The following is a 16,167-nucleotide window of genomic DNA, read 5'->3' on the forward strand; positions in this document are numbered from 1 at the left end:
TCTTACCTCTCGAGGTCAGCGCTCGGCTGCAGCGAGCGGTCGGGAACGGGTTCCGGGCCGGAGTCCAGGTCGGGGGCCCGGCGAATGGCGGGGGTGAGGGTGACGACGGCCGCGACGGCGGCCATGACGCCCGCGAGGGTGAGCGCGGCGCCGGTGACGCCGATGCCGTCGAGCAGCCATCCGGCCAGCAGCGACCCCAGGGGCAGCACGCCGAAGGCGAGCGTCCCTATGGCGCTGCCGACCCGGCCGAGCAGGTGCTCCGGCGTGATCCGCAGCTGGTAAGCGGCGACGGCGACGTTCCACACGGGCCCGACGAAGCACAGCACGCCGAACGCCAGCCCGAGCGCGAGCGGCCCGTCGACGACGGCGATGAGTGGCATGAGGGCGGCCCACAGCCAGTTCGCGCCGATGACGACGGCTTTCATGGACAGCAGACGGGTGATCTTGGAGGCGGCGAGGGAGCCGGCGACGCCCCCGACGCCCGCGCCGAAGAACAGCAGCCCGATCGCGCCGGGTGAGGCCCCGTCGCCGGTGGCGGCCACGATGACGATCAGGCTGAGGCTCTGGAAGAGCAGGTTGCTGGCGGCGATGGCGAGCACGGCCGAGCGCAGGAACGGCTGCTGCCACAGCCAGGCGATCCCGGCACGCAGCTCGGCCAGCGGGTTCGGCGCGGGCGCCCCCTCCGGCGACCCCGCGGGCGGTCCGGCGGGGGCGGCGCGGAAGTTGCCGCGCAACGCCAGCGACGTCGCGATCGAGACCAGGTACGTGACCAGGTCGAACGCGAACGGCAGCCACCGCGCGAGCCCGAACAGCGCGCCGCCGACGGGCTGGCCGAGCAGCAGCGCGCCGCGGACCCGGGCCTCGTTGGCCGACAGCGCCTCGGGCAGCTGCTCCTCGGTCACGACGTGCCGGACAGCGGCCTGCTCGGCGAGCTGGTGGCCGACGGTGAGCACGCCTTCGACGAACGCCACCGCGACGAGCTGGGCCAGGGGCGGTCGGCCGGCGGCGAGCGCGAGCACGACGCTGCCCAGCGCCAGGAACCGGCCCACGTCGCAGAAGATCATCACGGCCCGCCGATCGAGCCGGTCCACCAGGACGCCGGCGGGCAGCTGCGCCAGCAGGTACGGCAGCCCGGCGGCGAACCCGACGACGCCCGCTTCGGTGGCGGAGCCGCCGAGGGCCAGCACGAGCAGCGGCATGGCGATGGCCGAGGCGTGCGAGCCGAGCGCGGAGGCGGCGCCGCCGATCCAGAGCAGCCGGTAGGAGCGGTTGCCGCGCAACGGGGCGGCGCTCACCGGTCCGGTCCCAGCAGACACCATTCGAGCGCCGCCAGCGCGCCGGCCAGCTTCCCCTCGGCCTGCTCGAACGCGATGCTGTCGGGCCCGTCGAGCACCTCGGCGTCGACCTCCTCGCCGCGGTGGGCGGGCAGATCGTGCATGAAGATCCCCTGCGGGTGGGCGGCCATCACCTCGGCCGTCACCCGGAACGGCGCGAACACGGTGCGCCAGTCAGGATCGGGCTTGGTGGTGCCGGTGGTCTGCCAGCGGGTGGTGTAGACGATGTCGCACGGCTTCATCGGCGTGGTCATGTCGTGCTCGACGGCGAGGAAACCGCCGCGGGCCTCGATGCCGCGCCGGGCCGCCGCCAGCACCGCGGGGTCCACGCCGTAGCCCGGCGGGGTGCGTAGGTGCAGCTCGACGGCGTCGTAGTGGGCGAGCGCTAGGGCGAGCGCGGCGGCGGTGTTGTTGCCCTCACCGATGTACGTCAGCCGCAGCCCGTCCACGCTGCCGAAGCGGCGGTGGATGGTGGCCAGGTCGGCGAGCGCCTGGGTGGGGTGCTCGCCGGCGCTCATGGCGTTGATCACGGCCATCCGGTCCTGGGCGGCGAACGCGCGCATCTCCGAGTCGCTGCCGGCGGTCCTGGCGACCAGGGCGTCGAGCATGCCGGACAGCACGCGGGTGGTGTCGGCCACCGACTCGCCGGTGTTCTCCTGCAGGTCGGCGGGGCCGTAAGCGATGATGTCGGCGCCGAGCAGCTGCGCGGCGCGGGAGAAGGCGGTGCGGGTCCTGGTGGAGGTGCGGCGGAAGTAGACGCCGACCGTGCGGCCGGCCAGCGGCCGGTCGCAGCGGTGGTGCCCGGAGCCGTACCACGCGCCGCGCTCGACGATCCGGCGCACGTCGCCGGAGTCGAGGCCGGCCATGGAGATCAGGTGCCTGGCGGACATGGCGGCGGCCTCCTCACGCGACCGCGTCGCCGGCGGCAGCCGCCGCCATGCGCTCGCGCAGGCTCTTGGGGCGCATGTCGGTCCACACCTGGCCGATGTGGGCCAGGCACACGTCGCGGGTGCCCTCGACGCCCTCGGCGTACCAGCCGGCGGGCAGCTCCTTGCCGGCGGGCCAGATCGAGTACTGTTCCTCGTCGTTCAGCACAACGCGGTACGTGCGGCCGTCGATCTCGTCATTGCTCATGATCGTGCTCCCATCGGTTCTGTCGGGTTGGGGGTGGGTCAGCGGGGCAGGGCGATGCCGCGGCCCTCGCGCATCGCGATCCGGTACACCTCGGTGGCCAGCGCGATGTCCTCGATCGCCAGGCCGAAGGGGTTGACCAGGATGACGTCGTCGGGGTGGTAGCGGCCCGGGTGCCGGCCGGCGAACACCTCGCCCAGCTCGGCGTCGACGCGGCGGACGCCGGCGCCCGCGTGCTCGCCGGGGCCGGCCACGCGCCCGTCCCGGTACATGCGGCCGAGCAGGCGGTGCTCGTCGTCGCGGACCAGGGCCCAGTCGTCGACCAGCAGGGTGCCTGCCTCGACCACCACGTCGGGCAGGACGTCGTCGAGGGAGACGTTCACCACGACGCAGCCCATGCTGAGCCAGTCGTAGGCGATGTAGCCCTTGGTGGTCGTGGTGGCGGGGATGACCAGGTCGGCGCCGAGCACGGCCTCGCGGGCCGTGTCGGCCAGGGAGATGCGGATGCCGTGCGCGCGCAGCAGGGCCTCCACCTCGCCCGCGAGGGCGGCGGCCCGGCACGGGTCCCGGTCGTGCAGCACGATGGCGGCGGTACCGGGCAGGGACCGGGCCAGCAGCTCGATGTGCGCGCGGGCGATGGCGCCGGCGCCGATGACGCCGACGGTGATGACCTTCTGCGGCAGCAGCGCCTGGGCGCTGGCCACGGTCACGCCCGCGGTCCTGAGGGCGCTGATGTGGGCGGAGGCCATGACGCAGCGGATGCGCGCGGTCTGGCGGTCGAAGAGCATGGTCAGGCCGCTGGCGCGGGGCAGCCCGCGTTCGGGGTTGTCCAGGCAGCCGTTGATGATCTTCGTACCGGCCATCTCAAACGGGCCGCCGACGTAGCCCGGCATGTTCAGGCTGCGGGCGGCCGCGCCGGAGGGGCTGGTCCAGCCGAGGTAGGCCTCGGCCGGCAGGGTGGTCCTCCCCTCGGCCTGCAGGACGAGGGCCTCCCGCACGATCTTGACGGGGTCGAGGCGCTGGCAGGCCCACCTGGTGTCTTCCTCGGTGAGGTACCAGAGTGCGGTCGCGTCGTTGTTCACGCCGGTAAGCGTGCGAAGGGCGCCTATCGGGCGGGCTTCGCGACGCTAAGCGGGCGGATTTAGCGAAGACATAGTGCGACGAAAGCCGACGCCGATTGACTGCGGCGCAGAGCAGATCTCCGAACCACGAAAGCAGGCGTCATGCTCAAGCAGCTGATCACCCCCGCCATCATCGCTGCCTCCCTCGCGCTGCCGGCCGTCGCGATCGCCGCAGGGACGCACACCGCGCCGGCCGTCCACGTGGTCGCCGTCGACGGCCCCGACGATGAAAACACCCACTGGGGCTCGGACGGCGACCCCAGCTGATTCCCCGCACATCGTCACTCATCGGAGCCGACATGTCCGTGCGACTCGACGACAGGCCGGAGCTAACCTCCCCGATCGTCCGTCCGCGATCACTGCGGATGATCGCCATCTACCTGGCGCTGGTCGTGGTGCCCGTCGCCCTCGTCTGGCTCACCCTCCGGCACGGCCTCTCCTCCCCGGGGCGGCCGTCCGGCGGGCCGGCCGCCGCCAGCGTCCCCGACGTCTTCCCCAGGCTGCTGATCGCCGTGCCGGTGATCCTGGCCGCCTGCCACCTGTGCGGCCGCCTGTTCCGGCGGCTCGCGCAGCCCCCCGTCATCGGTGAGATCATCGCCGGTGTGCTGCTCGGCCCGTCCGTACTGGGCGCCCTGTGGCCCGCCGGGTACGCCACCCTGTTCCCGCCCGGCCTGGTCGCGACGCTGTCCACCCTGTCGCAGGTCGGCCTGATCTTCTTCATGTTCCTCGTCGGCTACGAGCTCGACCTCGGCCTGGTCCGGCAGCGCAGCTATGCCGCCGCGGTGATCAGCCACGTCAGCATCGTGGTGCCGTTCCTGTGCGGGGTGCTGCTGGCGCTCGCGCTGTACCCGGCGCTCGGGTCCGGCGGGGTCGGGCAGCTGGCGTTCACGCTGTTCTTCGGCATCTCGATGAGCATCACCGCGTTCCCGGTCCTGGCCAGGATCCTGTCCGACCGGGGCCTGACCCGCACGCCGGTCGGCGCGATGTCGCTTACCTGCGCGGCCGTGGACGACGTCACGGCCTGGTGCGTGCTGGCCGCCGTGGTAGCGGTCACCCGCAGCGCCGCCGCGGACGTCGCGCTGGTCACGGCGGCTCTGTCGGTGGGCTTCTTCGCGGTGATGGCGTTCGGGGCCCGGCCGCTGATGCGCCGGCTGCTCGGCCCCGGCGGCCTGCTACCCGAGGCGGCCGTGCTGCCGGTGGCGCTGGCCGGCGTGATGCTTTCGGCGCTGGCCACCGACGCGATCGGGATCCACTCGATCTTTGGTGCCTTCCTGTTCGGCGCGATCATGCCGCGTGGGTCCCTGCCGGTGCAGCGGGCCGCCGGGCAGCTGCACGGTCTCACGGTGACGCTGCTGCTGCCGTTGTTCTTCGTCTACACCGGCCTGCACACCGAATTCGGGCTGCTCGGCGCCGACGGGCAGCTGTGGGCGTGGTGCCTGCTCATCACCGCGGTCGCGGTGCTGGCCAAGACTGGCGGCTCGACGACTGCCGCCCGGGTCTCGGGCATCGGCTGGCGCGACTCGCTGTCGCTGGGCGTGCTGATGAACTGCCGGGGGCTGACCGAGCTGGTGGTGCTGAACATCGGGATGTCCATGGGCGTGATCAGCCCGACCGTGTTCACCATGCTGGTGTTCATGACGCTGGTCTCCACCGTGATGACGGCGCCCAGCCTCGACCTGCTCCGCCGCCTCAGGAGCGGCTCCGGACCGGCGCCCGCTGACCGGCCGCTGCTCAACCCGTGACGCGCGGCGGCGCCTCGACGGGTGTGCCGGGGATCGCGGCCGGCTGGCGCAGCGCCAGCCGGTCACGCAGGCCGCCGGCCTCGACCGAGTCCAGGCCGGCCAGCAGCGCCCAGGCGGCGCGGGCGGCCTCCTCAGCCGCGTGCGCCCCCTCGGCCGAGGCCAGCCCGTCGCTCGCCTCGGCCAGCCCGACCAGCGCCCGAGCCTCGAACGGCGGCAGGCGCATGCCCCGGAAGATCTCCACCGCCTGACCCAGCCGTGCGGCCGCCTCCCCGAACCTGCCGCGGGCCAGCGCCAGCTCGCCCAGCTCGTGCCGGACCCGGCCCTCGACCAGCCGATCACCCACCCGCACGGCCAGGGCCAGCGACTGCTCCAGGATCATGTGCGCCTGGTCGTGGCGGCCCTCGCGGACGTAGACCTGGCCGAGCCCGTACAGCATGTACGCCTCGCCGATGTGGTCGGCGCCGTCCCTGACGATGCGCAGCGCCCGCGTGAACGACCGGCCGGCCCGGTCGACCTGGTCCTGCCGCAGGGCGCTCTCGCCGAGCCGGTAGAGCACCTGCGCCTCCGAGCGACGGCTGCCCACGTCCCCAGCGATCTTCAAGGCCCGCTCCAGGTACGTCTCCGCCTCGGCGTACTCGCCGCTCTCGAGCAGGGCTCGGGCCAGGTTGCTCAGCACGTGGGCCTCGCTGGTGCGGTCTCCGACCAGTTGGAAGACCTCCAGCGCCTCGCCGTACCGGCGGATGGCCTGCTTGGTGTCGCCGCGCAGCGAGTCGACGAAGGCGAGATTGCGCAGCACCAGCGCCCACCCGTGGGGCTCGTTCTGCTCCTTGAACAGCCGCAGCGCGGGTTCGAGCGCCTCCAGGGCGGCGTCCGGCTCGAGCTGGAAGATGCGCAGGCTGCCCAGGGAGTACAGCATGGCGGCCACGCCGCGCGGGTTGGCCTTCCTGCGGACCACGCCGAGCGCCAGCTCGGTGGTGGAGCGCCAGTCGTCGAAGTAGCTCCTGGCCTCGAACAGCGTCTCGGCGGCCAGCGCCAGGTCCCAGCAGAGCTCGTCGAACCCGAGCTGCGCGGCCTGCCGGACGCCCGCGACCAGCGCGGTGCGCTCGCCGTCCAGCCAGTTCATCGGGTGTGGCGAGAGCCGTTCGAGCAGCACGGGCGGCGGCGACCAGCGGGCCTCGCCGCTGTGCAGGATGGTGTAGTCACCGCCGTACTCGCGGCGGTGCGTCTCCTTGGCCAGCGCGAGCCAGGCCGACAGGGCGCGGCGCAGACTGGCGGTGCGGTCGGCGGCGCTGTCCTCGGCCAGCGCCCGGTCGCGGGCGAACGTCCTGATGAGGTCGTGGAAGCGGTAGCGGGGCGCGCTCTTGGCCGGGCCGGCGCCGGCGTCCACGAGCTGGGCGTCGACCAGCGTCTCCAGCAGGTCCTCTGCCTCGGCCGGATCCTCCTCGAGCAGGCAGGCGCCCACCCAGCCGGGGAAGTCCGGGGTCTCCAACAGCGACAGCAGGCGCAGCAGGCGCTTGGCCGGGTCGGGCAGGCCCTGGTAGCTGACCTCGATGCTGGCCCGGATGCCGAGGTCTCCGTGCTCCAGCTCGTCGAGACGGCGGTTCTCGTCGCGCAGCCGGTCGGCGAGCCGGCGCAGCTGCCAGTGCGGACGGGAGGCGAGTTTGGCCCCGGCGATGCGGACGGCCAGCGGCAGGTGCCCGCACAGCTCGGCGAGGGCGGCGGCCTGCTCGGGCTCGTCCCGGACGCGTTGCTCGCCAAGGATGCGTTCCAGCAGGGTGACGGCCCGGCCGCTCTCCAGGACGCCCAGCTCGATGCGGTGGGCGCCGGGCAGGCCGGTCAGCCGGGTGCGGCTGGTGACCACTACGGCGCAGCCGGAGCTGCCCGGCAGCAGCGGCGTCACCTGCGACTCGCTCATCACGTCGTCGAGCAGCACCAGAGTGCGCCGCTCGCCGAGCCGGCTGCGGTACATTTCGGCCCGCTCGTCGATGGTCTCGGGGATGGCGGAGCCGTCCACGCCCAGGCCGCGCAGGAAGCGTTCCAGAATCTCCAGCGCTGACGCGGGCCGGCCGCTGCCGCCGCGCAGATTGGCGAAGAGCTGCCCGTCGGGGAAGTGCTCCCGCACGTCGTGGGCCACCTGCACGGCCAGGGTGGTCTTGCCGACGCCGCCCCGGCCGCTGATGACGACGGTCGGCACGGCGCCCGACGCCTCGCCGCCGTCCGGGCCGGTCAGGGCCTCCACGATGCCGGCGAACGCGCCGGTGCGCCCGGTGAAGTCGCCGATCGCGGCGGGCAGCTGGCGCGGGATGACCTGGACGGCCGCCATGGGCGTGTCGCGGGGCGCGGCGGGCGGCTGCTCGGCGAACGCCTCGTCGCCGATGTCGCCGTCGCCGCGCAGGATGGCCTGCTCCAGCCGGCGCAGCTCGTCGCCGGGTTCGATGCCCAGCTCCTCGACCAGCGTCGCGCGGGCCATGCGGTACGTCTCCAGCGCCTCGGCCTGCCGTCCGGACCGGTAGAGGGCGACCATCAGGTGGGCGTAGAGGCGTTCTCTGAGCGGGTGGTCGCGGATCAGGACGGTGAGGTCGCCGACGAGATTGGCGTGGTGGCCGAGCGACAGTTCCAGGCGCAGCCGCTCCTCGATGGCGGCCAGGTGGCGCTCCTGGAGCTGCAGCGCGCTGCCGCGGATGATCCGGCCCTGAAGGCCATCGAGCGCGGTGCCGTACCAGAGGCCGAGCGCGGACTGCAGCGCGGTCACCGCCTCTTGAGGTTTTCCGGCTTCCACCAGCGAATACGACTTCGCGACGAATTCTTCGAACTGATGGGCGTCAATATTTTCCACCGGGATATTCAAGATATAGCCCGGGGGTCTGGTACTGATGACGTCGGTCAGCCCCGATGCGGAAAATGTCCGGCGGAGTCCCGAGACGCAAATGTGGATCTGTGCCCTGGCCGTGCTCGGCGGATCATCGTCCCAGATGGCGTCGAGGAGGCGGTCCACGGAGATGACCCGGTTCGGCTCCAGGGCGAGCATCGCCAGAATGACCTGCGGACGTGCCCCCGTGAGTGGTATTCGGCGTCCTTCTGCCAGCACCTCTAATGGCCCCAGGATCCGAATGTGCATGGGTCCCCCTATACCCCGGTATTGGACCTCCCTCGTATATATCGCACATTCGTCAGTATGTCTGCGGACATGGGCTGCCGAAACGGCGACGGCCCGGGCGGGAGGCGGCGAGCCTCCCGCCCGGGCCGGGCGGCGGTTGGATGGTCAGTCGAGGTAGACGGCGTCGGTGGTCTCGTAGGTCTTCTCGGTCAGCAGGTCGGAGACGCCGGAGTAGGTGAGGTTCACGATCGAGCGGGTGATGCCGTCCGTCTGGATCGGCATCGTGCGGTGCAGGGTGGTGTCGGTCTTGAAGAAGTACGACTCGCCGCTCTCGTGATGGTAGGTACGGATCTGGCCCTGCGTCAGACACCGGTTCACTGCCGGGTCCTGCTTGTTCCACGGCGTGTGCGGCACGCACTGGAGCAGGCCGCCGTGCTCGGGGGCGGGCGCCTGGGAGATGAAGATCCAGGCGAACTCGTGGTCGCCCCAGTGCCAGCCGTGCGTGTCGCCCACCTGGGTCTGGTGGGTGCCGGTGATCTGCTCGTCAGGGTAGGTGCAGTCGAACACCGGGGCCCCGGCGATGTCGCGGAGCAGCCCGCGGAACGCCGGCACGTGGTAAAGCGCGGTGAACAGCGTGCTGTGCGAGGCGAACAGCGAGTTCGGCAGGCTGCCGAGCCGCCGCGGCGTGTTGCCGGTCACGGCCACGCGGATGTCGATGCGGCGGGTGTTGGCCGCCGTCAGCATGGTCGTCTCCTCCTGGAGGCGGCGTACCAGCTCATCGGGCAGCAGCCCGGTCATCCGCGCGTAGTGTTCGCGCGAGTACTGCACCGCGGCCTTCTCCACCGCGTCCGCGCGGGTGGCCAGGTGCTTGGACAGCAGCGTGTCCAGCTCCTCGACCACGTCGTCCCGTACGGTCGACGGCGGCCGGTTGCCGGCCTCGAGCAGGGTGGTCGCGGCGCTCTCGGGGGTCAAAGTCTGCATGTTCTCTCCTTGTCGTCGCGGCGAACGCTGATGCGCGTACGGCGGTGGCGTCAGGTTCGGAGCTCGGACCGAGCCTTGCCCGGCCGGCTATCGCCGCCCTTTCGCCCCGGCATCGCGCCGGTAAGGCCGGTGCGAACCGCCCCGCTCACCGCCGTCGAGACCACGGCGAGCGCCTGGACCATCCCGTGGGCGCTGGTCGCGCTGGTCGCCGTCGTCCTCTGCGGCCTCGCCGTCGCCGTACGCCGGGCCCGCCGCGTGACGGGGCCGCCGGTCGAAAAGCGAGATAGGGTCTTCGCTGTGCAGGACGAGGTGTACCACTACAACGAGGAACGCTGGGAAGCCCTTGTGGAGGCGGACGCGTTGTTCACCCGTCCTATGCTCGACCTGGACGCGGAGAAGGCTCAGGCCTATCTCGGTCTGGAGAGGCTGGGCATCCCCGGCGACCTGGCGGGCCAAAGGGTGCTCTGCCTGGCGGGAGGAGGCGGACAGCAGTCTGCGGCCTTCGCTCTGCTCGGCGCCGACGTGACGGTTCTCGACATCTCGTCCGGGCAGTTGGAGCGGGACCGCTTGGCCGCTGAGCACTACAGCGTCGGCATCCGCACGATCCAAGGAGACATGCGGGACCTGTCGGCCCTCGACGACTCCTCCTTCGATCTGGTCTGGCATCCGTACTCGCTGACCTTCGTCCCGGACTCTCGGATCGTTTTCCGTGAGGTCGCGAGAGTCGTCGACGAAGGCGGCCATTACTACCTGATGTGCGCCAACCCGTTCTTCTCCGGGCTCACTCACGACTCGTGGAATGGGGAGGGCTACACGCTGAAGCACCCCTACACGGACGAGGCCGCGACCTGTTATCCCGACCAGGACTGGGTCTACGGCAGTACGCCGGCCGACCGCCGTATCCGCGAACCCAGGGAGTACAGGCAGACACTGAGCCGGATAGTCAACAGCCTGATCCGGGAAGGCTTCATGCTGACGCTCCTTTCTGAGGTCCGAGGTGACTACCCCGGTGCGGAACCGGGCAGTTGGGCGCACTTCACGGGAGTGGCCCCGCCGTGGCTGGAATTCGTCTGGCAGCACCGGCCCGGCGTCACGTCCTCGGAAGGTGAGGGCGTCCAGGGGCGCGGTTGACCGCGAACCACTCGAGCGGAGATCGAGCGGTCACACCACCGCGCCCCAGGGTCAGCACAAACTCAGCACGCAGGCGCCCGGAACGGGATGACCAATCTCGTAAACCACAAAGAAAGCCCACGCCAGATCTAATTACCATTGGAACGAACCAGATGCTCATAGAAGGGTGCACGAACCCCGAACGGCCCTTGCTCCGTTCTATGAGCACCGAAACGGTGATTTGAAACAGCGGCTTCTGGCTCTCGTTCTTGGAATCACGCGGCCCCTGGATGACAGCGGAGCTCCTGGGGGTTGTCCACCACCACGGTTGGGTTCCTCATGAGCCCGTGGGCGTCCTGTCCGGGGAGAGCCGGACGTCCCCGGTGTCCGAAGCCTCGCCCAGTGTTCGTCGCGCGCTGATCGTCATCACAGCGAGTCCGGCCAGGACGATGGCGGCACCGACGTACAGCGGAGCGGTGTAGCCGAGGCCGGCGCTGATGGCCAGGCCGCCGAGCCAGGCCCCCAGCGCGTTCCCGACGTTGGAGGCCGACACGTTGGCGCTGGCAGCGAGCGGGACCCCGTTCGCGTAATCGGTGACGCGGGTGATCATGCCGGGGACGCCGGCGAACCCGAACAAGCCCAGCAGGAAGACCAGGACCACCGATGCGACGGGACTGCCGGCCAGCAGCCCGAACGCGGTGAGCGTAACGGCGAGGCCGGCCAGGGAGACGATCAGCGTGCGGTCCCGGTTAACGTCTGCGGCCCGCCCGCCGGCCAGGTTCCCGATCACCAGGCCGCTGCCGTACACGACGAGCAGCCAGGCGACGTCGGCGCTGGAGAAGCCGGTGATCCGGGTGAAGGTGTAGGCGATGTAGCTGAACGCGCCGAACATCCCGCCGTAACCGAGTGCGGTGGCCGCCAGTGTCAGCCAGACCTGCAAGGAGCGGAACGCGCGTAGCTGGACACGCAGCCCGTTCAGGCCGGAAGCCGTCGAGGGATGCGCGCGGTCCACCGCGCCGGCCCAGCCCGGCACCAGCGCCGCGATGGCGATCATGGCGATCACACCGATCGCGGTGATCGCCCAGAACGTGGCGCGCCAGCCCCAGCGTTCGCCGACCAGGGCACCGAACGGCACGCCCAGGACGTTCGCGAGTGTCAAGCCGGCGAACATCACCGCCACCGCCCTCGACGCCCGCTCCGCCGGAACCATTCGCCGTGCGACGAGCGAGCCGATGCCGAAGAACGAACCGTGGCACAGGGCGGCGACGACGCGTCCGAGCAGCATCACCGGATAGCTGGGTGCGACAGCGGATAGGAGATTGCCGACGACGAACAGCGCCGCTAACCCGATGAGGACAGGCTTGCGGGACAGTGTGCCAGTGGCGGCGGTCACCACGATCGCGCCGACCGCGACGCTCAGCGCGTATCCGGAGATTAACCACCCCGCCGCGGCTTCGGACACGGCCAGGCTCCGGCTCACCTGCGGAAGCAGGCCCGCGATCACGAACTCGGTCAGGCCGATCCCGAAGCTGCCGAGGGTCAGCGCGACGAGCCCGACAGGCATTCGCCGGCTGCCGTTCGCCTGAATTCTCACCCGAGCATCATCCACCGGGGCACCAGCCGACCCGATCGCGGACCGCCCGTCGCGCTCGTCGACGCGCCGGCAGTCGCCGACCACGCGACGTCCTTGCACGTCGATTGGGAGAACGAGCAATTACGCCGTGTCGCCATGCGATCGACAGCTGATGAGCGATCGGAACACGCACGGCCGGGAGATCACATATCGGGCACGGCACGGTCACTGTGTGATCCGAGGCCGAACGCCCTCACCAATCCTTCCGTCGGAAAAGTCATGACACGTCACCGTGTACTTCTCGCCGCCCTGCCGTTGTCCGCCCTAATCCTGACCGCCTGCGGCGGAGGAGGTACGAGCAAGGCTGCTGCGCCCGATGTGAAATCCGAAGCCCAGGCGCAGCCGGGTTTACGTGCGGGCAGCGTCGACGACAACGCCGCCTTCTCCGCCTACCTGGACTACCAGAAGAAGTTCGCCGCCGACGGCCAGCAGGTGCCCGTCGCCGATGTCAGCAAGCGCAGGATCGTGACCGTGACGGATCGGGGCGGCCGGCCGCTATTCGGCGCCGCCGTGCAGGCTGGAGATCAGACGGCACGCACCTACGCCGACGGACGCGCGCTGATCTTCGGCGACGGCCGGATCACCGTCTCCTACGGCGGAGCCACCGCCGCGGCCACCGGCGACGCGCCCAAGGTCAAGCTGCCCGTCACCAGGCCGGAGGGCCGGGCCAAGCTGCAGGTGCTGTTCCTCATCGACACCACCGGGTCGATGGGTGACGAGATCGGCCGCCTGACCGCCAGCGTCGACTCGGTCGCCTCACGCATCGCCAAGCTGTCGGCCGAGCCCGAGCTGGAGCTCGGCATGACGCTCTACCGCGACAGGGGCGACGACTACGTCACCAGGACCACTGACTTCACCGCCGACGTGGGAACGTTCCGACAGCAGCTCGCCGAGGTGGGGGCCTCAGGCGGCGGTGACACCCCCGAGGACTTGAACGCAGGGCTCGCCGAGGCGCTGGCCAAGCCGGCCTGGCGTGAGGACGCCGTTAAGCTGGTCTTCCTCATCGCTGATGCGCCGCCGCACCTCGACTACGACGGACCGGACTATCTGACCGAGGCCCGCAGGGCAGCCGAACGCGGCATCAAGATCGAGCCGATCGCGTCATCGGGCCTCGACGCCCAGGGCGAGTACATCTACCGCCAACTCGCCCAGCTCACCCTGGGCCGCTTCACCTTCCTCACCTACGGCGCCGACGGCGTCTCGCCAGGTGACAAGACCGAGCACCACGTCTCGGAGTATGCCGTGCTGGCCCTGGACGATCTGGTGGTCAAGCTGGTCACCGATGAGCTGAAGCCCCTGTCCAGGTGACCACTTGCATGGTTCATCGCCCAACCCGGCTCGTTGGTTGACGATGTTCAGGATCGCCTGATTGGCGCCGCCTCCACCCCTACACCCAACCCCAGCATTCAGAGCTTCAACCCCAATCGCGGGGCGGCCCACCGCCCGGTACGGACAGCGATGTGGTCACCGTGTCGTCCAGGGCATGCATGTGCTTGTTCGACGATGCCAAGGACGATCCCTGTGTCCCCGTTCCCGATGCCTTGACCTGCGGACAGGCGTCAACGATCTGATGTTCTAGCTTCCCCTCAACGAGAGGAAGCGCAACCACATGGAACCCCTCCAACGCCGCGCCGTTGCGCGTGATGGGGATGCACCTGCGTCTCACTCGTCGACGAGACCGCCGTCGTCGCCGTGCGATGGGACCAGCCAGCGTTGGAGCCAGGCAATATGGCGGGCCGTCCCATGCCGCTAGGGTGTCGCGAAAAACGGAGATCATCTTGTCGCGATTAGCCCAGCTCGCTTGGGCGGCCGCCCTGGCCGCCGCCGCGTATCCGACCTGGGACGCCTGGCAGGTCGAGTACGGGTCCTCCTATGTCGTCCTCGGCTGTGTGGGGTCCTTTGACGGAGGCGGCTTCGACCTCGCCAAACCGGCGTCGGCGCTCCTTGGGGACGCCTACGACATCGCGGGCCTGGCCGTCCTGTGGGGCGTGCCCTCGATCCTCGTCCTCACGGGGTTCCTGATGTCGGCCACTACCGGGAACGGGGCCATCGTGGGCCGCCGCGTGGCCGGCCTGCTCGTCCTCCTCGCAATCGTCGGACCGGCCAGTCCTTCGTACATGTATGAGGACGGGTGCTCGATGATCCCCGTACTCAGCGGCGAGTGGTTCGCCACCGTGCTGAGCACCTACGGGCCTGCGCAGTCGACCCTCTTGCTCTCCGCGCTGCTGGTGCTCCTGGCCACCCGGACCGCGAGGGACACCTGGCCGAGTGGGTTCGCCGGCCGCCGGGCGACGGCATTCGGCGTCGATTACTTGATCTTCATTGCCTTCCTGGGCCTCTTCCAGGGGAGGCTCAGCAGCTTGGACTACGGCCTCCTGAACTGGTTCAGGGTCAACGAACCGGCATCGCTGCTTGTCGCCGTGGCCGCGTTCCTTTACGTTCTGACGGGACGGACATTCGGCAAGCGGCTCATGCGCATCCGCGTTGTCTCCGCCGAGACCGGCCACTGGCCGGGCTGGCGTAGGGCCGCGGTCCGCGCGCTCGTGTTCCCCGCCCTCGTCTGCGTGCCACAGTTCGGGCTGGCCGTGCTGCTGGTGGACGGGCTGTGGGCGGTGCCCGACCCGGCAGCTCGCACCCTGGGCGACCGCCTCGCTGGCACCCGGGTCGTCCACGACCTGCTGTAAGACGCTCAGGCGTCAAGCCGAGCGCTTACCAGAAGGGCTTCGAGCCAGGGGCCGTGTCGAACTCCGTCACGATCACGAAGGCCGAGTGGACCGACTCGCGGTGAACGATCTCATTGTCATCGCGAGCGCCGGGGCCAGGGCCGCGGTCGCCGCCGAGGCATAGAAGGCCGTGGTGTCTGTTCTTCAGCCGGTTGATCGCCCGTTTCGTCACGTTCCTGCCCTTATAGCGTCCGGCGTCGAAGCCGGTAGGCCATCCTCGGCCCGAGCCGGGCGGCGCTGGGCGGTTGATCTCCATCCTCCGGGTTCTGTTGTGCTCCCGGGTGTAACTAGTTATAGTGGTTACATGACGACAGGTCAGTGGTTTGTCGACTACGCCGGGACCCGGTGGTTCTTCGACTCCGGTTCGTTGGCGCTGGACTTCGGCTACACCGGGGACTACGGGTACGGGCGGCCGGAGTGGGAGCGGCTGCACCAGCCAGGAGACCTCACCGCGTGGCTCACCGAACGATTCGGAGAACTGGCCGGCCCGGCGACCTCCGCGCAGTTCCGCGCAGCGTGCGAGCTGCGTACGGCCATCACGCGCATCGCCACCGCGCTCGCCGATGACGCGGCACCGGACCCGGAGGCGATCGACTTGATCAACCATGCGGCAGCAGCGGCAGACCTCGCGCCGGTGCTTGCCGGTGGCACCGAACCCGCGCCCATGCCGACGGTCCCGCGCGCTCTGGCGACCATCGCCCGCGACGGCGTCCGCGTCTTCTCCGCCGGCCCGGAGCGGATCCGGCATTGCGGCGCCGACGACTGCGCGCTGATCTTCTACGACAGTTCCCGGCCCAACGCCCGACGCTGGTGTTCGATGCAGCGCTGCGGCAACCGCACCAAGGTGCGTACCCACCGATCCCATCGCAAGGAGCACACACCATGAGCACGATCACTCACGTCAACCCGCCCGCGCTGCACAACACGCCGTTCTTCTCCCAGGGCACGGTGACCGAGCCCGGTCGCACCCTCTACGTCGGCGGCCAGAACGGCACCGACAGCACCGGCGCGATCACCGGGGGCCTCGCCGAGCAGTCCGCACAAGCGATGCGCAACGTGATCGCGGTACTCAACGAGTCCGGGGTCGGGCAGCAGCAGGTCGCGAAGCTGAACATTTACCTGTCGGCCGACGGCGACCTGAATGCAGCCTTCGCCGCATCCGCGCAGGTCTGGGGCCAGCACCCGACCGCGATCACGGTGGTCCGCGTCGCCGGGCTCGCCCGACCAGAGGCACTCGTCGAGATCGACGCCATTGCCGTACTGCCCACGTACTGAACGAGAACCCTCGAGAGAAC

At 70.4% G+C, this 16,167-nt stretch carries 14 protein-coding genes and 1 pseudogene; 7 read left to right on the forward strand and 8 right to left on the reverse strand.

What is annotated here, in order from left to right; genetic code table 11:
• Positions 1–2: 2 nt before the first annotated feature.
• From ACTWPT_RS07220 to ACTWPT_RS07235, 4 genes are read right to left on the reverse strand one after another with little or no spacing between them, the layout of a single operon-like run.
• Entirely contained in the window at positions 3–1,295 is a 1,293-nt protein-coding gene (locus tag ACTWPT_RS07220; protein WP_443176453.1) for an MFS transporter, read from the reverse strand.
• Positions 1,292–2,224: an ornithine carbamoyltransferase gene (locus ACTWPT_RS07225; protein ID WP_443176454.1), complete on the reverse strand. Its 933-nt coding sequence runs from the start codon at positions 2,222–2,224 to the stop codon at positions 1,292–1,294. The genes ACTWPT_RS07220 and ACTWPT_RS07225 overlap by 4 nt, the downstream gene beginning before the upstream one ends.
• 13 nt (positions 2,225–2,237) lie before the next feature.
• The gene (locus ACTWPT_RS07230; RefSeq protein WP_443176455.1) at positions 2,238–2,468 is read right to left on the reverse strand and encodes an MbtH family protein; all 231 of its coding nucleotides are present in this window, start codon (positions 2,466–2,468) and stop codon (positions 2,238–2,240) included.
• Between the two features lie 38 nt (positions 2,469–2,506).
• A complete protein-coding gene (locus ACTWPT_RS07235; RefSeq protein WP_443176456.1) occupies positions 2,507–3,547 on the reverse strand; it encodes an ornithine cyclodeaminase family protein in 1,041 nt (346 codons plus the stop codon).
• 141 nt (positions 3,548–3,688) lie between these two features.
• Between ACTWPT_RS07235 and ACTWPT_RS07240 the strand changes: the two genes are divergently transcribed.
• Together ACTWPT_RS07240 and ACTWPT_RS07245 are read left to right on the forward strand one after the other, a co-directional pair.
• Positions 3,689–3,853, forward strand: coding sequence for a hypothetical protein (locus ACTWPT_RS07240; RefSeq protein WP_443176457.1), 165 nt, complete (start codon positions 3,689–3,691; stop codon positions 3,851–3,853).
• A 32-nt stretch (positions 3,854–3,885) separates the two neighbouring features.
• Positions 3,886–5,328: a cation:proton antiporter gene (locus tag ACTWPT_RS07245; protein ID WP_443176458.1), complete on the forward strand. Its 1,443-nt coding sequence runs from the start codon at positions 3,886–3,888 to the stop codon at positions 5,326–5,328.
• Here ACTWPT_RS07245 and ACTWPT_RS07250 read toward each other — a convergent pair.
• From ACTWPT_RS07250 to ACTWPT_RS07260, 3 genes and pseudogenes are all read right to left on the reverse strand, one after another.
• Entirely contained in the window at positions 5,318–8,164 is a 2,847-nt protein-coding gene (locus tag ACTWPT_RS07250; RefSeq protein ID WP_443176660.1) for a BTAD domain-containing putative transcriptional regulator, read from the reverse strand. The two genes, ACTWPT_RS07245 and ACTWPT_RS07250, sit on opposite strands and share 11 nt — an antisense overlap.
• Positions 8,165–8,188: 24 nt before the next feature.
• Positions 8,189–8,446, reverse strand: a pseudogene (locus ACTWPT_RS07255) (AfsR/SARP family transcriptional regulator); the annotation flags it as partial.
• Positions 8,447–8,590: 144 nt separating this feature from the next.
• Positions 8,591–9,406, reverse strand: coding sequence for a HalD/BesD family halogenase (locus ACTWPT_RS07260; RefSeq protein ID WP_443176459.1), 816 nt, complete (start codon positions 9,404–9,406; stop codon positions 8,591–8,593).
• Positions 9,407–9,535: 129 nt separating this feature from the next.
• Between ACTWPT_RS07260 and ACTWPT_RS07265 the strand changes: the two genes are divergently transcribed.
• Positions 9,536–10,537, forward strand: coding sequence for a class I SAM-dependent methyltransferase (locus ACTWPT_RS07265; RefSeq protein WP_443176460.1), 1,002 nt, complete (start codon positions 9,536–9,538; stop codon positions 10,535–10,537).
• Between the two features lie 316 nt (positions 10,538–10,853).
• Here ACTWPT_RS07265 and ACTWPT_RS07270 read toward each other — a convergent pair whose 3' ends face one another.
• Positions 10,854–12,110, reverse strand: coding sequence for an MFS transporter (locus ACTWPT_RS07270; protein WP_443176461.1), 1,257 nt, complete (start codon positions 12,108–12,110; stop codon positions 10,854–10,856).
• 357 nt (positions 12,111–12,467) lie between these two features.
• Here ACTWPT_RS07270 and ACTWPT_RS07275 point away from each other — a divergent pair, with 357 nt between their 5' ends.
• The 4 genes from ACTWPT_RS07275 to ACTWPT_RS07290 all read left to right on the forward strand — a co-directional run bounded on the left by ACTWPT_RS07275 (position 12,468) and on the right by ACTWPT_RS07290 (position 16,147).
• Positions 12,468–13,457, forward strand: a complete 990-nt coding sequence (locus ACTWPT_RS07275) for a vWA domain-containing protein (protein ID WP_443176462.1) — start codon at positions 12,468–12,470, stop codon at positions 13,455–13,457.
• A 470-nt stretch (positions 13,458–13,927) separates the two neighbouring features.
• Positions 13,928–14,833 (forward strand): RDD family protein, encoded by a 906-nt coding sequence (locus tag ACTWPT_RS07280; protein WP_443176463.1) that lies wholly within the window; start codon positions 13,928–13,930, stop codon positions 14,831–14,833.
• A gap of 343 nt (positions 14,834–15,176) precedes the next feature.
• Complete coding sequence (locus ACTWPT_RS07285) at positions 15,177–15,758, forward strand: CGNR zinc finger domain-containing protein (protein ID WP_443176464.1); 582 nt, start codon at positions 15,177–15,179, stop codon at positions 15,756–15,758.
• On the forward strand, positions 15,755–16,147 hold the full coding sequence (locus tag ACTWPT_RS07290; RefSeq protein ID WP_443176465.1) for a RidA family protein: 393 nt from the start codon (positions 15,755–15,757) through the stop codon (positions 16,145–16,147). The genes ACTWPT_RS07285 and ACTWPT_RS07290 overlap by 4 nt, the downstream gene beginning before the upstream one ends.
• Positions 16,148–16,167 lie beyond the last annotated feature (20 nt).

Source organism: Nonomuraea sp. 3N208 (assembly GCF_052245935.1).
Lineage (GTDB): Bacteria > Actinomycetota > Actinomycetes > Streptosporangiales > Streptosporangiaceae > Nonomuraea.

Bases quoted from the DNA above. Each gene is read 5' to 3' on its own strand.
- ACTWPT_RS07245 (WP_443176458.1), top strand. From the start codon at position 3,886: ATGTCCGTGCGACTCGACGACAGGCCGGAGCTAACCTCCCCGATCGTC.
- ACTWPT_RS07240 (WP_443176457.1), top strand. From the start codon at position 3,689: ATGCTCAAGCAGCTGATCACCCCCGCCATCATCGCTGCCTCCCTCGCG.
- ACTWPT_RS07225 (WP_443176454.1), bottom strand. From the start codon at position 2,224: ATGTCCGCCAGGCACCTGATCTCCATGGCCGGCCTCGACTCCGGCGAC.
- ACTWPT_RS07260 (WP_443176459.1), bottom strand. From the start codon at position 9,406: ATGCAGACTTTGACCCCCGAGAGCGCCGCGACCACCCTGCTCGAGGCC.
- ACTWPT_RS07290 (WP_443176465.1), top strand. From the start codon at position 15,755: ATGAGCACGATCACTCACGTCAACCCGCCCGCGCTGCACAACACGCCG.
- ACTWPT_RS07285 (WP_443176464.1), top strand. From the start codon at position 15,177: ATGACGACAGGTCAGTGGTTTGTCGACTACGCCGGGACCCGGTGGTTC.
- ACTWPT_RS07230 (WP_443176455.1), bottom strand. From the start codon at position 2,468: ATGAGCAATGACGAGATCGACGGCCGCACGTACCGCGTTGTGCTGAAC.